Origin of the sequence: Kerstersia gyiorum (genome assembly GCF_048595715.1) — a bacterium.
Classification (GTDB): domain Bacteria; phylum Pseudomonadota; class Gammaproteobacteria; order Burkholderiales; family Burkholderiaceae_B; genus Kerstersia; species Kerstersia gyiorum.
In genome coordinates, this window is the sequence record NZ_CP169556.1 from 1,296,202 (window position 1) to 1,312,213 (window position 16,012).

Here is a 16,012-nt window from a genome sequence, read left to right on the forward strand (position 1 = left end):
GGCAGGCCTGCACGGATGATAGTGGCAGCAACCTGGTGGCAGCGCTTGCGCGGCTGGTTCTGGCGTGATTCGCAAGCCGGCACTGCCGCCCTGTTGTTGCTGCCCTGTCGCGCGGTGCACAGCTGCTTCATGCGACGAGCGCTGGATGTGTATTTTTTTGATGTCCGCGGACGTTGCGTCAGGCGTGTGCGGACGATGCGGCCGTGGCGTTGCGCCTGGCATCCGTCTGCGGTGGCGGTGCTGGAGTTGCGCGCGGGGCAGTCCTGGCCAGGTGGCTGGCGCGAGTTGCGGCAGGTGGTCCGGCGCGAGCTGCGCCGGTGGTGGGCGCCTGAACCGCTGGTTCAGGCGCCGAGGGTGGCATCAGGCGCCCGGGCCGTCGGCCATATTGGCCTGTGCACGGCTGGCAGCACCGAATACCGTGGCGTAGTTCACATAGGCGCTGCAGGACCAGACGGCGGCAGCGAACAGATTGACCGCCATGGCCAGCGCAGCCACCACGGAACTGAGGCCGGGCATGGCAAACGCCAGCATGTTGGCGATGAAATGCACTGCATAGAGCATGATGCCCCAGGTGGCGGCATAGAGCAGGAACGCCCATTTATTGCGCCAGCAAGCGACCAGGGAGAAGAAAATGGCTCGCGTGACTGGTAACTGGTGCCAGGCGACCAGCAGGGGCGTGAACCAGAACAATGCCGAAACGCCCGCATACAGCACGCCGAAAATGATGGCAGGCATGCGCATGGCATCCAGGAAGGGGGCGATGTTTTCTTCCTGCATGGCGCGTTCCAGCTCCATGGTCAGCGTGTCGGAGAACGGCATGAACGCCAGCATGGCGGCCAGCAGGATCAGGCCGAATTGCAGGCCGCCCACCACCAGCAGGCGGGCGGGCACGCCGGGCTCGCGCAATGGCTGCACCCAGGCGGCAGGGTGGGCGGGCTGGCCGCTGGCGAGCGCCCGGCAGCCGCTGAGCGTCATGACGGTGATGAAGGGCACGAAGAACTGGGCCAGCAGGGGGCCTATGGGCGCCAGGTTCATCGCCAGCATGCCCAGCATGGTGATGAACATCATCCATGTGAAGAGTGGCAGGGGTTGGCGTCGGAATAGCCGGTACCCCTGACTGATCCAATACCAGCCCGCGGAGGCAGGCAGCGTGGAGGCTTGCATGTTGCTTGGGTCCTTTATGCGTTGGCGTCAGGGCAGGGGGACCAGGGCATCACCCTGGCGTTGCAGCAGAACGCGCTCGAAGTGCGTCGGGTCGTGCGGCTTGAGGGTCTGTGCCGGGCGCGGCAGGAAGAAGTCGTAGAGGCGCGAGAGCCAGAAACGCAAGGCTGCGCCGCGCAGCATGGCGGGCCAGATGTCGCGCTCTGCTGCCGTGAAAGGCCGTTCGCTGGCGTAGGCTTGCAGCCAGGCGCTGGCCAGCGCCGGGTCCAGTTGGCCGCTGGTCCTGTCTATGCACCAATCGTTGACGGAAACGGCAACGTCGAACAGCCAGGTGTCGCAACCGGCGAAATAGAAGTCGATGATGCCCCCCATGATGGGGACCTCATAGGTGCCGGCGAACAGGACATTGTCACGGAACAGGTCGCAGTGCGCCGGGCCGGACGGCAGACTGGCGTAGGCGGCGCCAGCAGCCAACGCTTCCTGCTCGGCCAGCGTGCGGTCCAGTAGTTCAGCCTGCCGGGTGTCCAGGAACGGGCGCACGGTGGGAGCGGTCTGGCGCCACCAGGGCAGCCCGCGCAGATTGGGCTGATGCAGGGCGAAATCCTGCGCAGCCAGGTGGGCGCGAGCCAGCGTCTTGCCGATCAGGGCGCCGTGGGCGGCGCTGGGGGCAGGTTCATAGCCGCCGGGCAGACGGCTCACGATGGCGCAGGGCTTGCCATTGAACGAACAGAGCCGCTCGCCGGTCTTCAGCGTCTGCGGCTCCGGCACGGGGATGCCGCGCTGCGCCAGGTGGTGCATCAGTTCGATATAGAACGGCAGTTGTTCCAGCGTGAGGACTTCGAACAGCGTCAGGACGAATTCGCCGCGGGTCGTGCTCAGGAAAAAGTTGGAATTCTCTATGCCGGCGGTAATGCCGCGCATGGATACCAGTTCGCCCAGGTCGTAGCGTTCGAGCAATTCGCGCGCTTGTTGGTCGGAGACAGGAGTAAAAACGGCCATAGCGTGAATGCGGCGCGGCACGGATGCCGAAAGAAAATGGTCAGGGAACTCCCTCAGGACAGCATGTTCTGGCAGCCGAAAGGGCGGCCAGTGCAGCGGCGGGAGCAGGCGTAACTGGACATTTTAGTGCATACGGCGGGTCCGCTGGACGCGTCTTTGCCGCAAGCCGGGCGCGGTACTGGCGGGACGCCTGCGTTTTCAGGTCTAATACTCGCCTGGCTCGCGCGTTGCCATGCCGTTCCCGTTCCGCATGAGCAGCGGCCATGCAGGCCAGGCCGCTGCCGGCAGGCTGGTTCGGCCCTTCCCGCGGGCGGGTATTTCCGGGAAGCTTTTCCCTGGGCAAGGAATTTTCATGACCTCACCATCACACGCAGATCTGCCGTCCTCGCAAACAGGCGCTCTTCCGGATGCGTCCGAAACCGGCGGCGACCGCCTGGCCCAGGCGCTGGCGCGTATCCAGGAGCTTGAAATCCGTTCGACGCTGGCCGACGACATGCTGGAGCAGCTCAACCAGGAGGTGTTCCGCATGCAACGCCAGTTGGAAGCCGTGCAGCGCCAGCTGGCCGACCTGCGCGACCAGATTCCTGCGGACAGCACGACATTCCGCAGCCTGCGCGACGAACTGCCGCCGCATTACTGATTGCTCTGCCGGCTGCCAGCCGCGTCCGGGCACGCGGCCCTACAATGGCGGTCTTTTCCCGTCTTCAAGAGAATGTTCCGTATGTCCTGGGTCTCCCCGGAATCCTGGCGCCTGTGCGTGGCGCCGATGATAGATGTGACGGATCGCCACTGCCGTTTTTTCCACCGCTTGCTGGCTCCGCGTGCGCTGCTTTATACCGAGATGATCACCACCGGCGCGCTGCTGCATGGCGATGCCGGGAGACACCTGGAATATGATGCGGCCGAGCATCCCGTGGCCTTGCAGCTGGGGGGCAGCGAACCGGATGCGCTGGCGCGGGCCGCCAGACTGGGCGAGCAGGCTGGCTATGACGAAATCAACCTGAACTGCGGTTGTCCTTCGGAACGGGTGCAGCAGGGCGCTTTTGGCGCCTGCCTGATGGCGGAGCCCCGGCTGGTGGCCGATTGCATTCAGGCCATGCGTGAAGTCGTGCAGGTGCCTGTGACGATAAAGCATCGCCTGGGCCTGGACGACGAGCAGAGCTATGGCTTTGTCCGGGATTTTGTCGGCGTCCAGTACGAAGCCGGCTGCCGGGTGTTCGTCGTGCATGCGCGCAATGCCGTCCTGAAAGGCCTGTCACCCAAGGAAAATCGCCAGATTCCGCCGCTGCGTTATGCATTCGCGCGGCAACTGAAACAGGATTTCCCTGATTGCGTCATCGTGCTCAATGGCGGGCTGGCGACTGCCGAGCAGGCCGAGGCTGAAGGGCAGGGGCTCGACGGCGTGATGCTCGGGCGCGCAGCCTGGCACCAGCCGGAAGTGTTGCGTGAGTTGTCGCAGCGTTTCTGGCCCGGCGACGCCAGTCTGGACGATACCGATGTATTGCAGCGCTATGCCGCCTACACGGAACGCATGGTCGCCCAGGGGGTGCCCATGCGCATTCTGGTCCGGCCGCTGCTGGGCTGGGGCAATGGCCGCAAGGGGGCGCGGCGCTGGCGTCAGATGCTCTCCGACCATCGGCTGCTGGGGCAGGAAGACCCCGGGCTGCTGTTGCGCGCCTGGGAACAGGTGGCCTGAGCCACTGGGGCGTTCAGGGGGGGCGCCGGGTTTTCCTCGGCAGCCAATGAAAAACGCCTGGCCGGCAGGGCCGGGCAGGCGTTTTCAGGCAAGGCAGGCGCTTATTGCTCGTCTGCCGGTGCTGGGTCTTCGTTGGGCCAGGCGCGGATATAGGCCTTGAGCATCTTGTTTTCGAATTGCTGTGCCGAAACGACGGCCTGGGCCATGTCGAAGAAAGAGATCACGCCCTGCAGCGTAGGGCCATCCATTACGGGGACATAACGCGTGCGGTTTTCCAGCATGAGTCGCTGGACTTCGTCGGCGCTGGTGTTGGGCGATACGCTGATGGGGGCGTCGTCCATGATGGAGCGGATGGTCGTATCGCCGACATCGCCCGCCCGCTCGTTCAAGAGCCGGATGATTTCACGGAAGGTCAGCATCCCGGCCAGGGTGCCATGCTCCATGATGACCAGCGAACCGATATCGTGTTCGCTCATGGTGGTGATGGCCTGCGCCACAGGCGTGTCCGGGGTTGCGGTGTAGAGCGTGTCGCCTTTGACACGCAGGATTTCACTGACTTTTAGCATGATGGGACTCCTCGCTGTTTATCGAGGGACGGGATAGGAAAGCGGAGATCGGGGGGGCATCCTGGTCATGCCTCAGGCCCGCGGCAAGCGTGTCTGCGAGGTCGCCGGACAACAGTTCGTCCAGGGTGGCTTCAGGCCCGTATTGGCCCAGTGCGTTCGCGGTGGCCTGTATCAGCTGGGCGCCGTCTTGCTGGGCAAGTGCGGTCGTGCGGGTCAGCAGCAGGCGGTCGATCAGCGGGCCGATGGTGGTGCGGCGCGGGTCGCTGCTCAGTACCCAGCGTTCCTTTCCGCGTATGCGGGCGGGGGCTGCCAGGCCGAGATCCTGCAGCGCCGCCAGGGCAATATCCAGGTCTTCGGGTTGCATGGCGAGCGTGGCGCAGGATTCCCGCTGGCTGATGCCCTGGCCTTGCTGGCTCCAGTCTGCATATAGCGCCTGCAATACAGTAATGGTATCGAGGTAGGCTGCGCCGGCAGGCCGGGTGTCGGTGGTCAGGCCATACAGGCGGATGCCGGGCAGTGATGCCGTCAGCACTGCGCCGGCCACGACCGTCAGCCAGGATAGATAAATCCACAGCAGGAAGACGGGGACGGCGGCGAAAGCGCCATAAATGACGGTATAGCTGGGGAACTGGCTGATGTAATAGGCAAAGCCCGCCTTCATTGTTTCCAGCACGATGGCGGTCGCAAAGCCGCCGATGGCGGCGTCGCGCCAGCTGACGGTGCGATTTGGCACGACCACGAACAGGGCGGTGAAGGCCAGGCCGGTCAGCAGGACGGGCAACACGGAAAGCCCGATGTTGACCAGTGGCGAGAGGTCGCCAGCCAGCCCCATGGAGGTGCGTGCCAGGATCGACGTGGCCCAGAGGCTGGCCCCCATGACCAGCGGCCCCAGGCTGATCACGGCCCAGTAGACCAGGATGCGCTGGTGCAGGGGGCGCTGGCGCGACACGTGCCAGATGTCATTGAGCGCGGAATCTATGGTCATGATGAGCATGACCGAGGTGACGATCAGGGCCATACTGCCGATGGCCGTCAACCGTGAGGCCTGCTGCGCGAACTGGTTGAGGTACTCCATGATGTCGGCCGACACTTCGGCGGGCATCAGGTTGCTGGCCAGGTAGTCTTCCAGCGCCTGCCTGAAATCGGAAAAAAGGGGGAAGGCGGTGAACAGCGACAGCACCACAGCCAGCAGCGGCACGATGGCGAGCACTGTGGTGAATGTCAGGCTGGACGCGACCTGTGTCAGTCGCTCGCCGGCAATGCGGTCAACGGCAAAACTCAGCACGCGTCCGACCCTGCCCAATGGGCCGGGGCTGGGGGACTGGGGGCTGACGATAGGTTGGTCAGTGGCGCTCATTCGAAGATAATAGCAGCATGAATGCTCAACTCAAGCCCCAGGCGGGCACTGCCGCATCCCTTGAACATTTGACGGTGCGCAACAGCTACGCCGCCTTGCCCGAGGATTTCTATTCCCGGGTGCGGCCCATGCCCTTGCAGACCGCCAGAATGCTGCATGTGAATCCGGAAGGCTGCGCCTTGCTCGGGTTGACGCCGGAGGCGTTGCGCACTGATGCTGCCTTGCAGGTCTTGTCCGGCGCTGCGCCGTTTCCGGGCGGGGAGAGTGTCGCCGCAGTTTATAGCGGCCACCAGTTCGGGGTCTGGGCAGGGCAGTTGGGCGACGGGCGTGCGCACCTGATTGCGGAAGTGCAGGGCCCGCAGGGTAGCTGGGAAGTCCAGCTGAAAGGGTCGGGGCGCACCCCGTATTCGCGCATGGGTGACGGGCGTGCGGTATTGCGTTCATCGGTGCGCGAATACCTGGCCGCGGAAGCCATGCATGGCCTGGGCATCCCGACCACGCGTTCGCTTGCATTGGTGGCCTCGGATGACCCGGTGCGCCGCGAAACCATGGAAACGGCGGCGATCGTCACCCGGCTCGCGCCCAGCTTCGTGCGCTTCGGTTCATTCGAGCATTGGTATGCGCAACGCCGTGCTGGCCTCCTGCAGCGCCTGTGCGACGACATCATCGACCGTTTCTACCCGGAGTGCCGCGCCGCAGGCGGTACTGGCGATGTTGTCATCGCCCGCTGGCTGGCGGCAGTAACCGACCGTACTGCCGCGCTGATGGCCGATTGGCTGGCCGTCGGCTTCTGCCATGGCGTCATGAATACCGACAACATGTCCATCCTGGGCCTGACGATGGACTACGGCCCCTATGCCTTCATGGACGGCTTCAAGGCCAACCATATCTGCAATCATTCCGACCACGAAGGGCGCTACGCCTGGAATGCGCAGCCCGCCGTGGCGCATTGGAATCTGTTTCGGCTGGCCGAGGCCTTGCAGCCGCTGGTGCCGGACGTGGAAATGCTGCGGGATGCCGTGCGTGGCTTCGAGGCGGCATTCATGACGCATTGGCGCGAACGCCAGCGCCGCAAGCTGGGGCTGGCGCAATGGCGCGACGAAGAAGACGATACCCTGATGGATGGCCTGTGGCGTCAGATGCACACTTCAGGGGCGGATTTCACCCTGACCTTCCGGGCGCTGGCTGGTGTGGCGGCGGGGGATACCGGGGCGTTCCTCGATCAGTTTGCCGATCGCGCCGGGGCGGCGCAGTGGCTGCAAACCTACCAGGCGCGGCTGGCGCAGGATGGGCTGCCGCCGGAGGCCGTGGCGGCGGGCATGAATCGCGCCAATCCTCTCTATGTATTGCGCAATCACCTGGCCGAATTGGCCATACGCGCGGCCGAGCAAGGCGATGCCAGCGAGATTGAAAACCTGCTGGAATGCCTGCGCAATCCGTGGGAATCCCGGCCAGGCTTCGAGCACTATGCACGGCAGGCGCCAGATTGGTCCGCCGGGCTGGTCATCAGTTGTTCGTCCTGAAAATGTCATAATGCGGGCGTTGCGCGCACTGCCGCCAGGCGGGGCTGCGGCGTTCTCCTGCCTGCCGGACTCAACCCTGTCCGGCCTTTGTCTTCTTTGGCGTCCGTCTTGCATCGGCGCCTTGCGTCCTTAGAGTCCTGCTTATGTCCGGTAACACCCTAGGAAAACTGTTTTGCGTGACAAACTTCGGCGAGTCCCACGGCCCGGCCATCGGCTGTGTGGTCGACGGCTGCCCACCGGGGCTGCCCCTGTCGGTCGAGGATATCCAGTTCCAGCTGGACCGCCGGCGCCCAGGCACGTCGCGGCATGTCACGCAGCGCCAGGAAGCAGATCAGGTCGAGATCCTGTCAGGTGTCTATGAGGGCGTCACCACAGGCACGCCCATCGGGTTGTTGATACGCAACACCGACGCGCGCAGCAAGGATTACGGCAACATCCTGGATACCTTCCGGCCCGGCCATGCGGATTATGCCTACTGGAAAAAATACGGCGTGCGCGATCCGCGCGGCGGCGGTCGTTCGTCGGCCCGCCTGACCGCGCCCACCGTGGCGGCTGGCGCCATTGCCCGCAAATGGCTGGAAGCCAGTCATGGCGTGCGCGTTCGCGGTTACATGAGCCAGCTCGGCCCTATCCGGATTCCCTTCGAGTCGTGGGATGAGGTCGGCAACAACCCCTTCTACGCGCCGAATGCCGGCATCGTGGCGGAACTGGAAGCCTATATGGATCAGTTGCGGCGTGATGGCGACTCCATCGGCGCGCGCATCGAGGTCGTGGCTGAAGGCGTGCCGGCGGGCTGGGGGGAACCCATCTATGACCGCCTGGACGCGGACATCGCCCACGCCATGATGGGCCTGAACGCCGTCAAGGGTGTTGCCATCGGCGCAGGCTTTGAATCCATTGCCCAGCGCGGTTCCGAACATGGCGATGAAATCACGCCGGACGGCTTCCTGAGTAATCATGCGGGCGGCATCCTGGGCGGTATTTCCTCAGGGCAGTCCGTGACGGTGTCTCTGGCCATCAAGCCCACGTCCAGCATCCGGGTGATGCGCCAGTCGGTCAACCGGGCGGGCGAACCCGTGGAAGTGCAGACCCTGGGGCGCCATGACCCATGCGTGGGCATACGCGCTACGCCGATAGCCGAGGCTCTGCTGGCGCTGGTGCTGGCGGATCATGCGCTGCGCCAGCGCGGCCAGGCAGGCGAACCGGTCCGGGGCTGAGGCCCTTCGGATACAGGTGGCCGGCAGCCGCCTGTACGCCCAGGCATTTGTTTTCGCAGTAGAATTTTCCTGCGACGAACGGCCCCCAGCATGACACTCTGTGTCATGCTGGGGGCCGTTCTGCTTTCCATGCTTGGCATAATGATTTCATGGCCTCACCGGATGGCCGCCGGCGCGATCCGCGGCAGCCGTCCTCCACGAAGCGAGTGAAAACATGGCATTGACCCTTTATGACAAGCTCTGGCGCGACCATCTGGTGCACCAGGAATCCGACGGCTCCTGTCTGATCTATATCGACCGGCAATTGCTGCACGAAGTCACCAGCCCGCAGGCCTTCGAAGGCCTGGCGCTGGCTGGCCGCAAGCCGTGGCGCGTCAGTGCCAACCTGGCTGTGGCCGACCATAATGTGCCGACCAAGAACCGCAGCGCTGGCATCGAGGATCCGATCTCCAAATTGCAGGTCGATACCCTGGACAGCAACTGTGCGACCTATGGCATTACCGAATTTCCCATGAGCGACGTGCGGCAGGGCATTGTCCACGTGGTCGGCCCGGAGCAGGGGGCAACCTTGCCCGGCATGACCGTGGTGTGCGGGGATTCCCACACCAGCACGCACGGCGCCGTAGCGGCCCTGGCTTTCGGTATTGGCACTTCCGAGGTCGAGCATGCGTTGGCGACCCAGACCCTGACCATGAAAAAGAGCCGCAACATGCTCGTCAAGGTCGAGGGCAAGCTGCCTTTCGGCTGCACTGCCAAGGACGTCGTTCTGCATGTGATCGGCATTATCGGTACGGCGGGCGGCACGGGCCACGCCATCGAATTCGCCGGCAGCACGATTCGCGAACTGTCGGTCGAAGGCCGCATGACCATCTGCAACATGGCCATCGAGGCCGGTGCGCGTTCGGGTCTGGTGGCTGTCGATGACAAGACTGTCGACTATTTCCGTGGCCGTCCCTTCGCGCCCAGTGGCGTGCTGTGGGATCAGGCCGTGGCCTACTGGCGCACACTGCATTCCGACCCCGGCGCGCATTTCGATCGTGTCGTGGAAGTCGACGCGCGCGAAATCAAGCCGCAGGTCAGCTGGGGCACCTCTCCGGAAATGGTGTTGCCGGTGGACAGCCGCGTGCCGGATCCTGACCGTGAGCGCGATGACGTGCGCCGCAGTGGCATGGAGCGGGCGCTGGAGTATATGGGCCTGACGCCGAACACGCCGCTGGTGGATATCCGCATCGACCGTGTATTTATCGGTTCCTGCACCAATTCGCGTATCGAGGACTTGCGTGCCGCTGCGGAAGTGGCGCGTGGCAAGCGTGTGGCCCGCAATGTGAAGCAGGCCATGGTCGTGCCGGGTTCCGGATTGGTGAAGCTGCAGGCCGAGCGCGAAGGCCTGGACCGCATCTTTATCGACGCGGGTTTCGAATGGCGTGAACCGGGCTGCTCGATGTGCCTGGCCATGAATGCCGACCGGCTGGAGCCGGGCGAGCGTTGCGCATCCACGTCGAACCGTAATTTCGAGGGCCGCCAGGGCATGGGTGGACGTACCCATCTGGTCAGTCCCGCCATGGCCGCCGCCGCAGCCATTGCCGGCCATTTTGTCGATGTCAGGAATTTCAGGTAAACCAACATGCAAGCATTCACCGTACACGAAGGCCTCGTTGCCCCCCTGGACCGGGAAAACGTCGATACCGACCTGATCATCCCCAAGCAGTTCCTGAAGTCGATCAAGCGTACCGGCTTTGGCCCCAACCTGTTCGACGAACTGCGCTACCTGGACCACGGCGAACCGGGCATGGATAACAGCAAGCGTCCGCTGAACCCGGATTTCGTGCTGAACCAGCCGCGCTACGCCGGGGCCTCCATCCTGTTGGCGCGCAAGAACTTCGGCTGTGGCTCCAGTCGCGAACACGCGCCCTGGGCGCTGAGCCAGTATGGTTTCCGTGCCATCATTGCGCCGTCGTTCGCTGATATCTTCTTCAACAACAGCTTCAAGAACGGCCTGCTGCCCATCATCCTGTCGGAACTCGATGTGGCCCGCCTGTTTGATGAAGTGAAGGCCTTCCCGGGCCACAAGTTGACGGTGGATCTGGCGCGCCAGGTGGTCGTCAAGCCCGAAGGCGGCGAGTTGCCGTTCGATATCGACGAGTTCCGCAAGCATCGGTTGCTCAACGGGCTGGACGACATCGGCCTGACCCTGCAGAAGTCCGACATGATCCGCCAGTTCGAAGCAGAACGCCTGGCGCGTCATCCCTGGCTCGAAAGTCGCCAGTTGCGCTGAGTCTGGCCGGTCCGGTTGCCGGTGCTGCCAGGCGCTGGCAGCCGGACCGGATCGCAACGGGGGCGGCTCTTACCATAGTTGAATGCATATAATTTTCCATTAACTTCTCGCAAAACGATCTCTCATGGCTCACAAAATCGCAGTGCTCCCCGGTGATGGCATCGGCCCCGAAATCGTCGCCCAGGCGGTTCGCGTCCTGCAGGCGTTGAATCTGCCGCTCGAAATCGCGCAAGCACCGGTCGGTGGCGCTGCCTATGACTTGCACGGCCATCCGCTGCCTCCTGGCACGCTGTCGCTGGCGCAGGAATCGGATGCCATCCTGTTTGGCGCCGTGGGGGATTGGAAGTACGACAAACTGGCACGTGAACTGCGTCCGGAACAAGCCATTCTGGGCCTGCGCAAGGCCCTGGGCCTGTTCGCCAACCTGCGTCCGGCTATCCTCTACCCGGAGCTGGCTGCGGCATCGACGCTCAAGCCGGAAGTGGTGTCCGGGCTGGATATCCTGATCCTGCGCGAACTGACCGGCGACATCTATTTCGGTACGCCGCGTGGCGTGCGTACGGCCGAAGATGGCGCGTTCCAGGGCCAGCGTGAAGGTTTCGATACTATGCGCTATGCCGAAAGCGAAGTGCGCCGCATTGCCCACCTGGGCTTCCAGTCGGCACAGAAGCGCAATCGCAAGCTGTGCAGCGTGGACAAGGCCAACGTGCTGGAAACCTCGCAGTTCTGGCGCGACATCGTGATCGACGTGGCGCGTGATTATCCGGATGTGGAACTGAGCCACATGTATGTGGACAACGCCGCGATGCAGCTGGTGCGTGCACCGCGCCAGTTCGACGTGATCGTGACCGGCAACCTGTTCGGCGATATCCTGTCCGACGAAGCCGCCATGCTGACCGGTTCCATCGGCATGCTGCCTTCGGCCTCGCTGAACGAAAAGCGCCAGGGCCTGTACGAACCCAGCCATGGTTCGGCACCCGACATCGCTGGCCAGAATCTGGCCAATCCGCTGGCCACCATTCTGTCGGCTGCCATGCTGTTGCGCTATTCGCTGGATCTTGGCGAACAGGCAGACCGCGTCGAAGCTGCTGTCCGCAAGGTGCTGGCCGATGGCCTGCGTACCGCCGATATCTATGAAGAGGGCACGCGCAAGGTCGGCACCAGCGAGATGGGTGACGCCGTTCTGGCCGCACTGTAAGCCGCCGTCACCGGGCCCCTGGGCGGGCCCGGTGGTGCGGGTTCCATGACGAGGCAGGCCAGCCGGCCCTTACCGGCGGCCTGCCTTGTTTGCCTGGCGCTCGCAGGCGGGAGCCAGACGGCACCTGGAGATTGTTGCGTCCGCTTTACGTCACCCTCGAAAATGGCGCATTATTTCGCGGAAAATCCAGGTAAACCCTGGCAATTCTGATACATTCTTATACCTAAGGGCCATAACGTCAGGAGAGGGCGGGATGGCTTGTTCTTCACACATAAAACAGAGCGAATACAGATGACTCAAGCCGTCGGTCTGGTCGGCTGGCGCGGCATGGTGGGATCCGTCCTCATGCAGCGCATGCGCGACGAAAACGATTTTTCCCTGATTGAACCCGTGTTCTTCACGACCAGCCAGGTGGGTGCAGCTGCGCCGTCCTGGGCGACTGGCGCGGGTCCGTTGCAGGATGCCTACGATATTGATGCATTGGCGAAACTGCCGATCATTGTGACGGCGCAGGGCGGCGACTACACCAAGGCTGTGCACGGCAAGTTGCGTGCCTCTGGCTGGAAGGGCATCTGGATCGACGCAGCCAGCTCGCTGCGCATGAATGATGATTCCATCATCGTGCTGGACCCGGTGAACCGCAATGTCATCGACGCGGCGCTGAATCGCGGCGTGCGTGATTTCATCGGCGGCAATTGCACGGTCAGCTGCATGCTGATGGGCCTGTCCGGCCTGTTCCAGCACGACCTGGTCGAGTGGATGACCAGCATGACCTATCAGGCGGCTTCCGGCGGCGGCGCGCAGCACATGCGCGAACTGCTGACCCAGTTCGGCCTGGTCAATGAATCCGTCCGCCCCCTGCTCGACGACCCGGCTTCCGCCATCCTGGAAATCGACCGTGGCGTGCTCGACCTGCAACGCAGCGGCAAACTGCCGACCGAGCGTTTCGGCGTGCCGCTGGCCGGCAATCTGATTCCCTGGATCGACTCCGACCTGGGTAATGGCGTTTCCCGCGAAGAATGGAAGGCCGAGGCCGAAACCAACAAGATCCTGGGCCGTGGCCCGGCCTTCGGTGGCGAACCGACGCCCATTGACGGCTTCTGCGTGCGCATTGGCGCCATGCGCTGCCACAGCCAGGCACTGACAATCAAGCTCAAGCGCGATGTGCCGCTCGATGAAATCACCGACATCATTGCGCAAGGCACGGACTGGGCCAAGGTCATCCCGAATGACAAGGAATCCACGGTCCACGGCCTGACGCCGGTTGCTGTCACGGGCACGCTGGATATTCCGGTGGGCCGTCTGCGCAAGCTGTCCATGGGCAAGGATTACCTGGGTGCCTTCACCGTGGGCGATCAGTTGTTGTGGGGCGCCGCCGAGCCGCTGCGCCGCATGCTGCGCATCGCCATCGGCGAGCTGTAATCGAAGCAGGAGTCAGGGAAGGCCTGCAAGGGCCTTCCCGGAAGGGAGTGAGCTTTGGACGCGCAATTTGGGCAGGGCTATGGCCTGGTGTTGGGCACCGTCCTGCTGGCAGTAGTGGCATTCTGGGTGGCTTTCCTGATGCGCCGTGCCGGCGCCAGGCAAGACACCGAAGACAGCGGTCATGCCGATCATGGCAGTGAAAATACCGATGTTGATGATGGCGCGGACGACGCTTCGGAAGATGATGCCGTGGCCCCGGAAGCCGCGGCAGCGTTCCCCAGCGATGGTATCCAGGCGCAACGCATGGAACAGGCGCGCCAGAAGTTCGAGCAGCAGCTATCTGCCATCGACCTGGACCTGGATGCGCCGCCGGCCGAGGCGGACGTTCCCGCTGCAGGCCGCTCCGGCAAATCCGGAGAGCGGCGCTGATGGCGCGCCGCAGGGTGGCGCTGGGACTGTCCTATGAAGGCTCTCCCTGGCTGGGCTGGCAGACACAGCCCGGCGGTAACACGGTACAGGATGAACTGGAAAAGGCCTTGATGGCCTTTACCGGCACGCATGTGCCGACGATCTGTGCGGGCCGCACCGATACCGGGGTACACGCATGTCTGCAGGTGGTGCATCTGGATACCGATCTGCAACGACGCGATGTGGCCTGGATTCGTGGCCTGAATGCTCATTTGCCGGAAAGCATTGCGGTGCAGTGGGCTCGGGAAGTCCCTGAGGATTTTCATGCGCGCTTTTCTGCCCAGGCGCGTACCTACGTGTATCTGCTGTGGAATCGTCCTTACCGTTCGCCCTTGTGGGCCAGGCGCGCAGGCTGGTGCTTCCGTCCGCTGGATGTGGAGGCCATGCGTGCCGGTGCCGCGTATTTGCTGGGCGAGCATGATTTCAGCAGCTTTCGCTCTTCGCAATGCCAGGCGGCCCATCCCGTGCGTGTCATGCAGCGCCTGGATATCCAGCGTCATGGCGACATGATCGTATTCGTGCTCAAGGCGAATGCTTTTTTGCACCACATGGTGCGCAATATCATTGGTTCGCTGGTCTACGTGGGGCAGGGACGCTATACCGTCGAGCGCATGCGGGAGTTGCTGCTGGAACGGGACAGGCGCCGCGCCGCACCGACGTATTCGGCTGCCGGACTGTATCTGTGTGCGGTCGATTATCCGGCCCTTTACGGCTTGCCTTACCAGGACGGCCTGGAAATCATGCCTGGCCTGGCACTGTCGCCCGGTGGCGAGCTGATTGCCGCAGCCGGTCATCTAGGGTTGGCCGGTGCCGGGCAGAGCAAGGAAAATCATGACAAGAATCAAGATTTGCGGCCTGACTCGGCCTGAGGATGTGCTGGCGGTCGTGGATGGCGGCGCCGACGCGCTGGGTTTCGTGTTCTATCCGCCCAGCAAGCGCTACGTGACACCCGAGCAGGCTGGCGCCCTGCGCGCCCTGGTGCCGCCCTTCGTGACGGTGGTGGCCTTGTTCGTCAACCCTGTCCGTACGGAAGTCGAGGCGGTTTTGCGCGAGGTACGTCCGCACCTGCTGCAGTTCCACGGAGATGAAAGCGCACAGGAGTGCATGTCCTACGGGCATCCCTGGCTCAAGGCGCTGCGCGTGCCCAAGGAGGGCGGCGTGACGGGCGAGTCCCTGGCGCGGCAGATGCAGGACTATGCCCGGGCCGATGGCTGCCTGCTGGATACGGACAGCCCGGGTTATGGCGGCAGCGGCACGGTATTCGACCACGGCCTGCTGGATGGCTGGAAAGAGGAGAACCGCAGGCGCCTGATTCTGTCCGGCGGTCTGAATGAAGGCAATATCGGGGCGGCAATTCAACGCGTGCGTCCGGTTGCCGTTGATGTCAGCAGTGGCGTCGAGGATGCGCCTGGCATCAAGAATGCACTGAAAATCCGCCGTTTCATCGAGGCCGTGCGCGCGGCACAGGCCTGATGCTGGGCAGCCCGAGCGAGGCCGCAGATGGCAGGGATGGCCCGCCGTCTCGAGCGTGCTTGGGCAGCCTGCTTGCCTGGGCGGGCTGCCCAGGGCTGATCAGATGGAATCGCCTTCTTCGCCTTCTTCCGATGCCGAGCCCTTGGCTTCTTCCACTGCCTGGTGGAAAGTCGACAGGCTGGCGCGGATGGCCGAAATGTTGCGGTTCATGGTGGCGCGCAGCAGGTCCGGGTCCGGGGATTGGTCGGCCGGCGCAATGAAGCATTCGATCTGGGCGCTGACGTTCCAGGTGTTGTCGCTGTTCATGTAGCTGACGGTGAGCTTGGCGGCCTTGTTCTTGATGTTGACTTCGTTGGCCAGTTCCAGCAGTTGTTCGCGTGACAGGCCGGTGCGCTCGTCGTCCGCGAAGTTCGGGAATACGAGACGCAGGAATTCCGGGTCGCCTTCCGCGTCGATGGAAATGTAGAACACACCCATTTCCGGGTGGCGGAAGCGCACATCGCCGTCGTCGTCGATGTCCGATTTGTAGTCAAGAACCTCTTGGTACAGCTTTTGCAGGTCTTCAGTCTTGGAGCTCATGAGAGGGGTTCCTTTTCAAGGTTGCGGAAATGGCGGGCTGCCCTGCACGTGCTCGGCGCATGCAGGGCAGCCCGGGTA

Annotated in this window: 16 protein-coding genes and 1 pseudogene; 12 read left to right on the forward strand and 5 right to left on the reverse strand. The window is 63.6% G+C overall.

Annotated features, from left to right (window positions below; genetic code table 11):
• Positions 1 to 15: 15 nt before the first annotated feature.
• A pseudogene (locus ACEW7X_RS05690) lies at positions 16 to 201 on the forward strand (hypothetical protein); the annotation flags it as partial.
• Positions 202 to 360: 159 nt separating this feature from the next.
• Here ACEW7X_RS05690 and ACEW7X_RS05695 read toward each other — a convergent pair.
• Both ACEW7X_RS05695 and ACEW7X_RS05700 read right to left on the reverse strand, forming a co-directional pair.
• Positions 361 to 1,164, reverse strand: coding sequence for a BPSS1780 family membrane protein (locus tag ACEW7X_RS05695; protein WP_068369012.1), 804 nt, complete (start codon positions 1,162 to 1,164; stop codon positions 361 to 363).
• A gap of 27 nt (positions 1,165 to 1,191) precedes the next feature.
• Entirely contained in the window at positions 1,192 to 2,160 is a 969-nt protein-coding gene (locus tag ACEW7X_RS05700) for a homoserine kinase (RefSeq protein WP_068369009.1), read from the reverse strand.
• 352 nt (positions 2,161 to 2,512) lie between these two features.
• Between ACEW7X_RS05700 and ACEW7X_RS05705 the strand changes: the two genes are divergently transcribed.
• Positions 2,513 to 2,800: a SlyX family protein gene (locus ACEW7X_RS05705; protein ID WP_083969482.1), complete on the forward strand. Its 288-nt coding sequence runs from the start codon at positions 2,513 to 2,515 to the stop codon at positions 2,798 to 2,800.
• A gap of 81 nt (positions 2,801 to 2,881) precedes the next feature.
• The gene (gene dusA, locus ACEW7X_RS05710; RefSeq protein WP_130486818.1) at positions 2,882 to 3,856 is read left to right on the forward strand and encodes a tRNA dihydrouridine(20/20a) synthase DusA; all 975 of its coding nucleotides are present in this window, start codon (positions 2,882 to 2,884) and stop codon (positions 3,854 to 3,856) included.
• Positions 3,857 to 3,957: 101 nt separating this feature from the next.
• Here dusA and ACEW7X_RS05715 read toward each other — a convergent pair whose 3' ends face one another.
• Together ACEW7X_RS05715 and ACEW7X_RS05720 are read right to left on the reverse strand one after the other, a co-directional pair.
• Complete coding sequence (locus ACEW7X_RS05715; RefSeq protein WP_068369007.1) at positions 3,958 to 4,422, reverse strand: CBS domain-containing protein; 465 nt, start codon at positions 4,420 to 4,422, stop codon at positions 3,958 to 3,960.
• Positions 4,406 to 5,779 carry a YihY family inner membrane protein gene (locus ACEW7X_RS05720; RefSeq protein WP_420177722.1) on the reverse strand — a complete coding sequence of 458 codons (1,374 nt, stop codon included), beginning with the start codon at positions 5,777 to 5,779 and terminating at the stop codon, positions 4,406 to 4,408. The genes ACEW7X_RS05715 and ACEW7X_RS05720 overlap by 17 nt, the downstream gene beginning before the upstream one ends.
• A 17-nt stretch (positions 5,780 to 5,796) precedes the next feature.
• Here ACEW7X_RS05720 and ACEW7X_RS05725 point away from each other — a divergent pair, with 17 nt between their 5' ends.
• The 9 genes from ACEW7X_RS05725 to ACEW7X_RS05765 all read left to right on the forward strand — a co-directional run bounded on the left by ACEW7X_RS05725 (position 5,797) and on the right by ACEW7X_RS05765 (position 15,355).
• The gene (locus ACEW7X_RS05725; RefSeq protein WP_068369001.1) at positions 5,797 to 7,302 is read left to right on the forward strand and encodes a protein adenylyltransferase SelO; all 1,506 of its coding nucleotides are present in this window, start codon (positions 5,797 to 5,799) and stop codon (positions 7,300 to 7,302) included.
• Positions 7,303 to 7,445: 143 nt separating this feature from the next.
• On the forward strand, positions 7,446 to 8,519 hold the full coding sequence (aroC, locus tag ACEW7X_RS05730; protein ID WP_068368999.1) for a chorismate synthase: 1,074 nt from the start codon (positions 7,446 to 7,448) through the stop codon (positions 8,517 to 8,519).
• A 214-nt stretch (positions 8,520 to 8,733) separates the two neighbouring features.
• Positions 8,734 to 10,137 (forward strand): 3-isopropylmalate dehydratase large subunit, encoded by a 1,404-nt coding sequence (gene leuC / locus ACEW7X_RS05735; protein ID WP_068368996.1) that lies wholly within the window; start codon positions 8,734 to 8,736, stop codon positions 10,135 to 10,137.
• Positions 10,138 to 10,143: 6 nt separating this feature from the next.
• Positions 10,144 to 10,794 carry a 3-isopropylmalate dehydratase small subunit gene (gene leuD, locus ACEW7X_RS05740; protein WP_134838237.1) on the forward strand — a complete coding sequence of 217 codons (651 nt, stop codon included), beginning with the start codon at positions 10,144 to 10,146 and terminating at the stop codon, positions 10,792 to 10,794.
• Positions 10,795 to 10,918: 124 nt separating this feature from the next.
• Positions 10,919 to 11,992 carry a 3-isopropylmalate dehydrogenase gene (gene leuB / locus ACEW7X_RS05745; RefSeq protein ID WP_130486819.1) on the forward strand — a complete coding sequence of 358 codons (1,074 nt, stop codon included), beginning with the start codon at positions 10,919 to 10,921 and terminating at the stop codon, positions 11,990 to 11,992.
• A 291-nt stretch (positions 11,993 to 12,283) separates the two neighbouring features.
• Positions 12,284 to 13,414, forward strand: coding sequence for an aspartate-semialdehyde dehydrogenase (gene asd, locus ACEW7X_RS05750; RefSeq protein WP_127773531.1), 1,131 nt, complete (start codon positions 12,284 to 12,286; stop codon positions 13,412 to 13,414).
• Between the two features lie 54 nt (positions 13,415 to 13,468).
• The gene (locus tag ACEW7X_RS05755; RefSeq protein ID WP_068368983.1) at positions 13,469 to 13,843 is read left to right on the forward strand and encodes a hypothetical protein; all 375 of its coding nucleotides are present in this window, start codon (positions 13,469 to 13,471) and stop codon (positions 13,841 to 13,843) included.
• Positions 13,843 to 14,751 carry a tRNA pseudouridine(38-40) synthase TruA gene (truA, locus tag ACEW7X_RS05760; RefSeq protein WP_134838239.1) on the forward strand — a complete coding sequence of 303 codons (909 nt, stop codon included), beginning with the start codon at positions 13,843 to 13,845 and terminating at the stop codon, positions 14,749 to 14,751. The genes ACEW7X_RS05755 and truA overlap by 1 nt, the downstream gene beginning before the upstream one ends.
• Positions 14,711 to 15,355 (forward strand): phosphoribosylanthranilate isomerase, encoded by a 645-nt coding sequence (locus tag ACEW7X_RS05765; protein WP_068369440.1) that lies wholly within the window; start codon positions 14,711 to 14,713, stop codon positions 15,353 to 15,355. Before truA ends, ACEW7X_RS05765 begins: the two co-directional genes overlap by 41 nt.
• Positions 15,356 to 15,454: 99 nt before the next feature.
• Here the strand turns inward: ACEW7X_RS05765 and ACEW7X_RS05770 are convergent, their stop codons facing one another.
• The gene (locus ACEW7X_RS05770; RefSeq protein WP_068368977.1) at positions 15,455 to 15,934 is read right to left on the reverse strand and encodes a hypothetical protein; all 480 of its coding nucleotides are present in this window, start codon (positions 15,932 to 15,934) and stop codon (positions 15,455 to 15,457) included.
• Positions 15,935 to 16,012 lie beyond the last annotated feature (78 nt).

Excerpts from the sequence above, each read along its gene's own strand:
- ACEW7X_RS05725 (WP_068369001.1), top strand. The coding sequence starts at position 5,797 with ATGAATGCTCAACTCAAGCCCCAGGCGGGCACTGCCGCATCCCTTGAA.
- leuB (WP_130486819.1), top strand. The coding sequence starts at position 10,919 with ATGGCTCACAAAATCGCAGTGCTCCCCGGTGATGGCATCGGCCCCGAA.
- truA (WP_134838239.1), top strand. The coding sequence starts at position 13,843 with ATGGCGCGCCGCAGGGTGGCGCTGGGACTGTCCTATGAAGGCTCTCCC.
- ACEW7X_RS05715 (WP_068369007.1), bottom strand. The coding sequence starts at position 4,422 with ATGCTAAAAGTCAGTGAAATCCTGCGTGTCAAAGGCGACACGCTCTAC.
- asd (WP_127773531.1), top strand. The coding sequence starts at position 12,284 with ATGACTCAAGCCGTCGGTCTGGTCGGCTGGCGCGGCATGGTGGGATCC.
- ACEW7X_RS05700 (WP_068369009.1), bottom strand. The coding sequence starts at position 2,160 with ATGGCCGTTTTTACTCCTGTCTCCGACCAACAAGCGCGCGAATTGCTC.
- aroC (WP_068368999.1), top strand. The coding sequence starts at position 7,446 with ATGTCCGGTAACACCCTAGGAAAACTGTTTTGCGTGACAAACTTCGGC.
- ACEW7X_RS05720 (WP_420177722.1), bottom strand. The coding sequence starts at position 5,779 with ATGAGCGCCACTGACCAACCTATCGTCAGCCCCCAGTCCCCCAGCCCC.
- ACEW7X_RS05695 (WP_068369012.1), bottom strand. The coding sequence starts at position 1,164 with ATGCAAGCCTCCACGCTGCCTGCCTCCGCGGGCTGGTATTGGATCAGT.
- leuD (WP_134838237.1), top strand. The coding sequence starts at position 10,144 with ATGCAAGCATTCACCGTACACGAAGGCCTCGTTGCCCCCCTGGACCGG.
- ACEW7X_RS05770 (WP_068368977.1), bottom strand. The coding sequence starts at position 15,934 with ATGAGCTCCAAGACTGAAGACCTGCAAAAGCTGTACCAAGAGGTTCTT.
- leuC (WP_068368996.1), top strand. The coding sequence starts at position 8,734 with ATGGCATTGACCCTTTATGACAAGCTCTGGCGCGACCATCTGGTGCAC.
- dusA (WP_130486818.1), top strand. The coding sequence starts at position 2,882 with ATGTCCTGGGTCTCCCCGGAATCCTGGCGCCTGTGCGTGGCGCCGATG.
- ACEW7X_RS05705 (WP_083969482.1), top strand. The coding sequence starts at position 2,513 with ATGACCTCACCATCACACGCAGATCTGCCGTCCTCGCAAACAGGCGCT.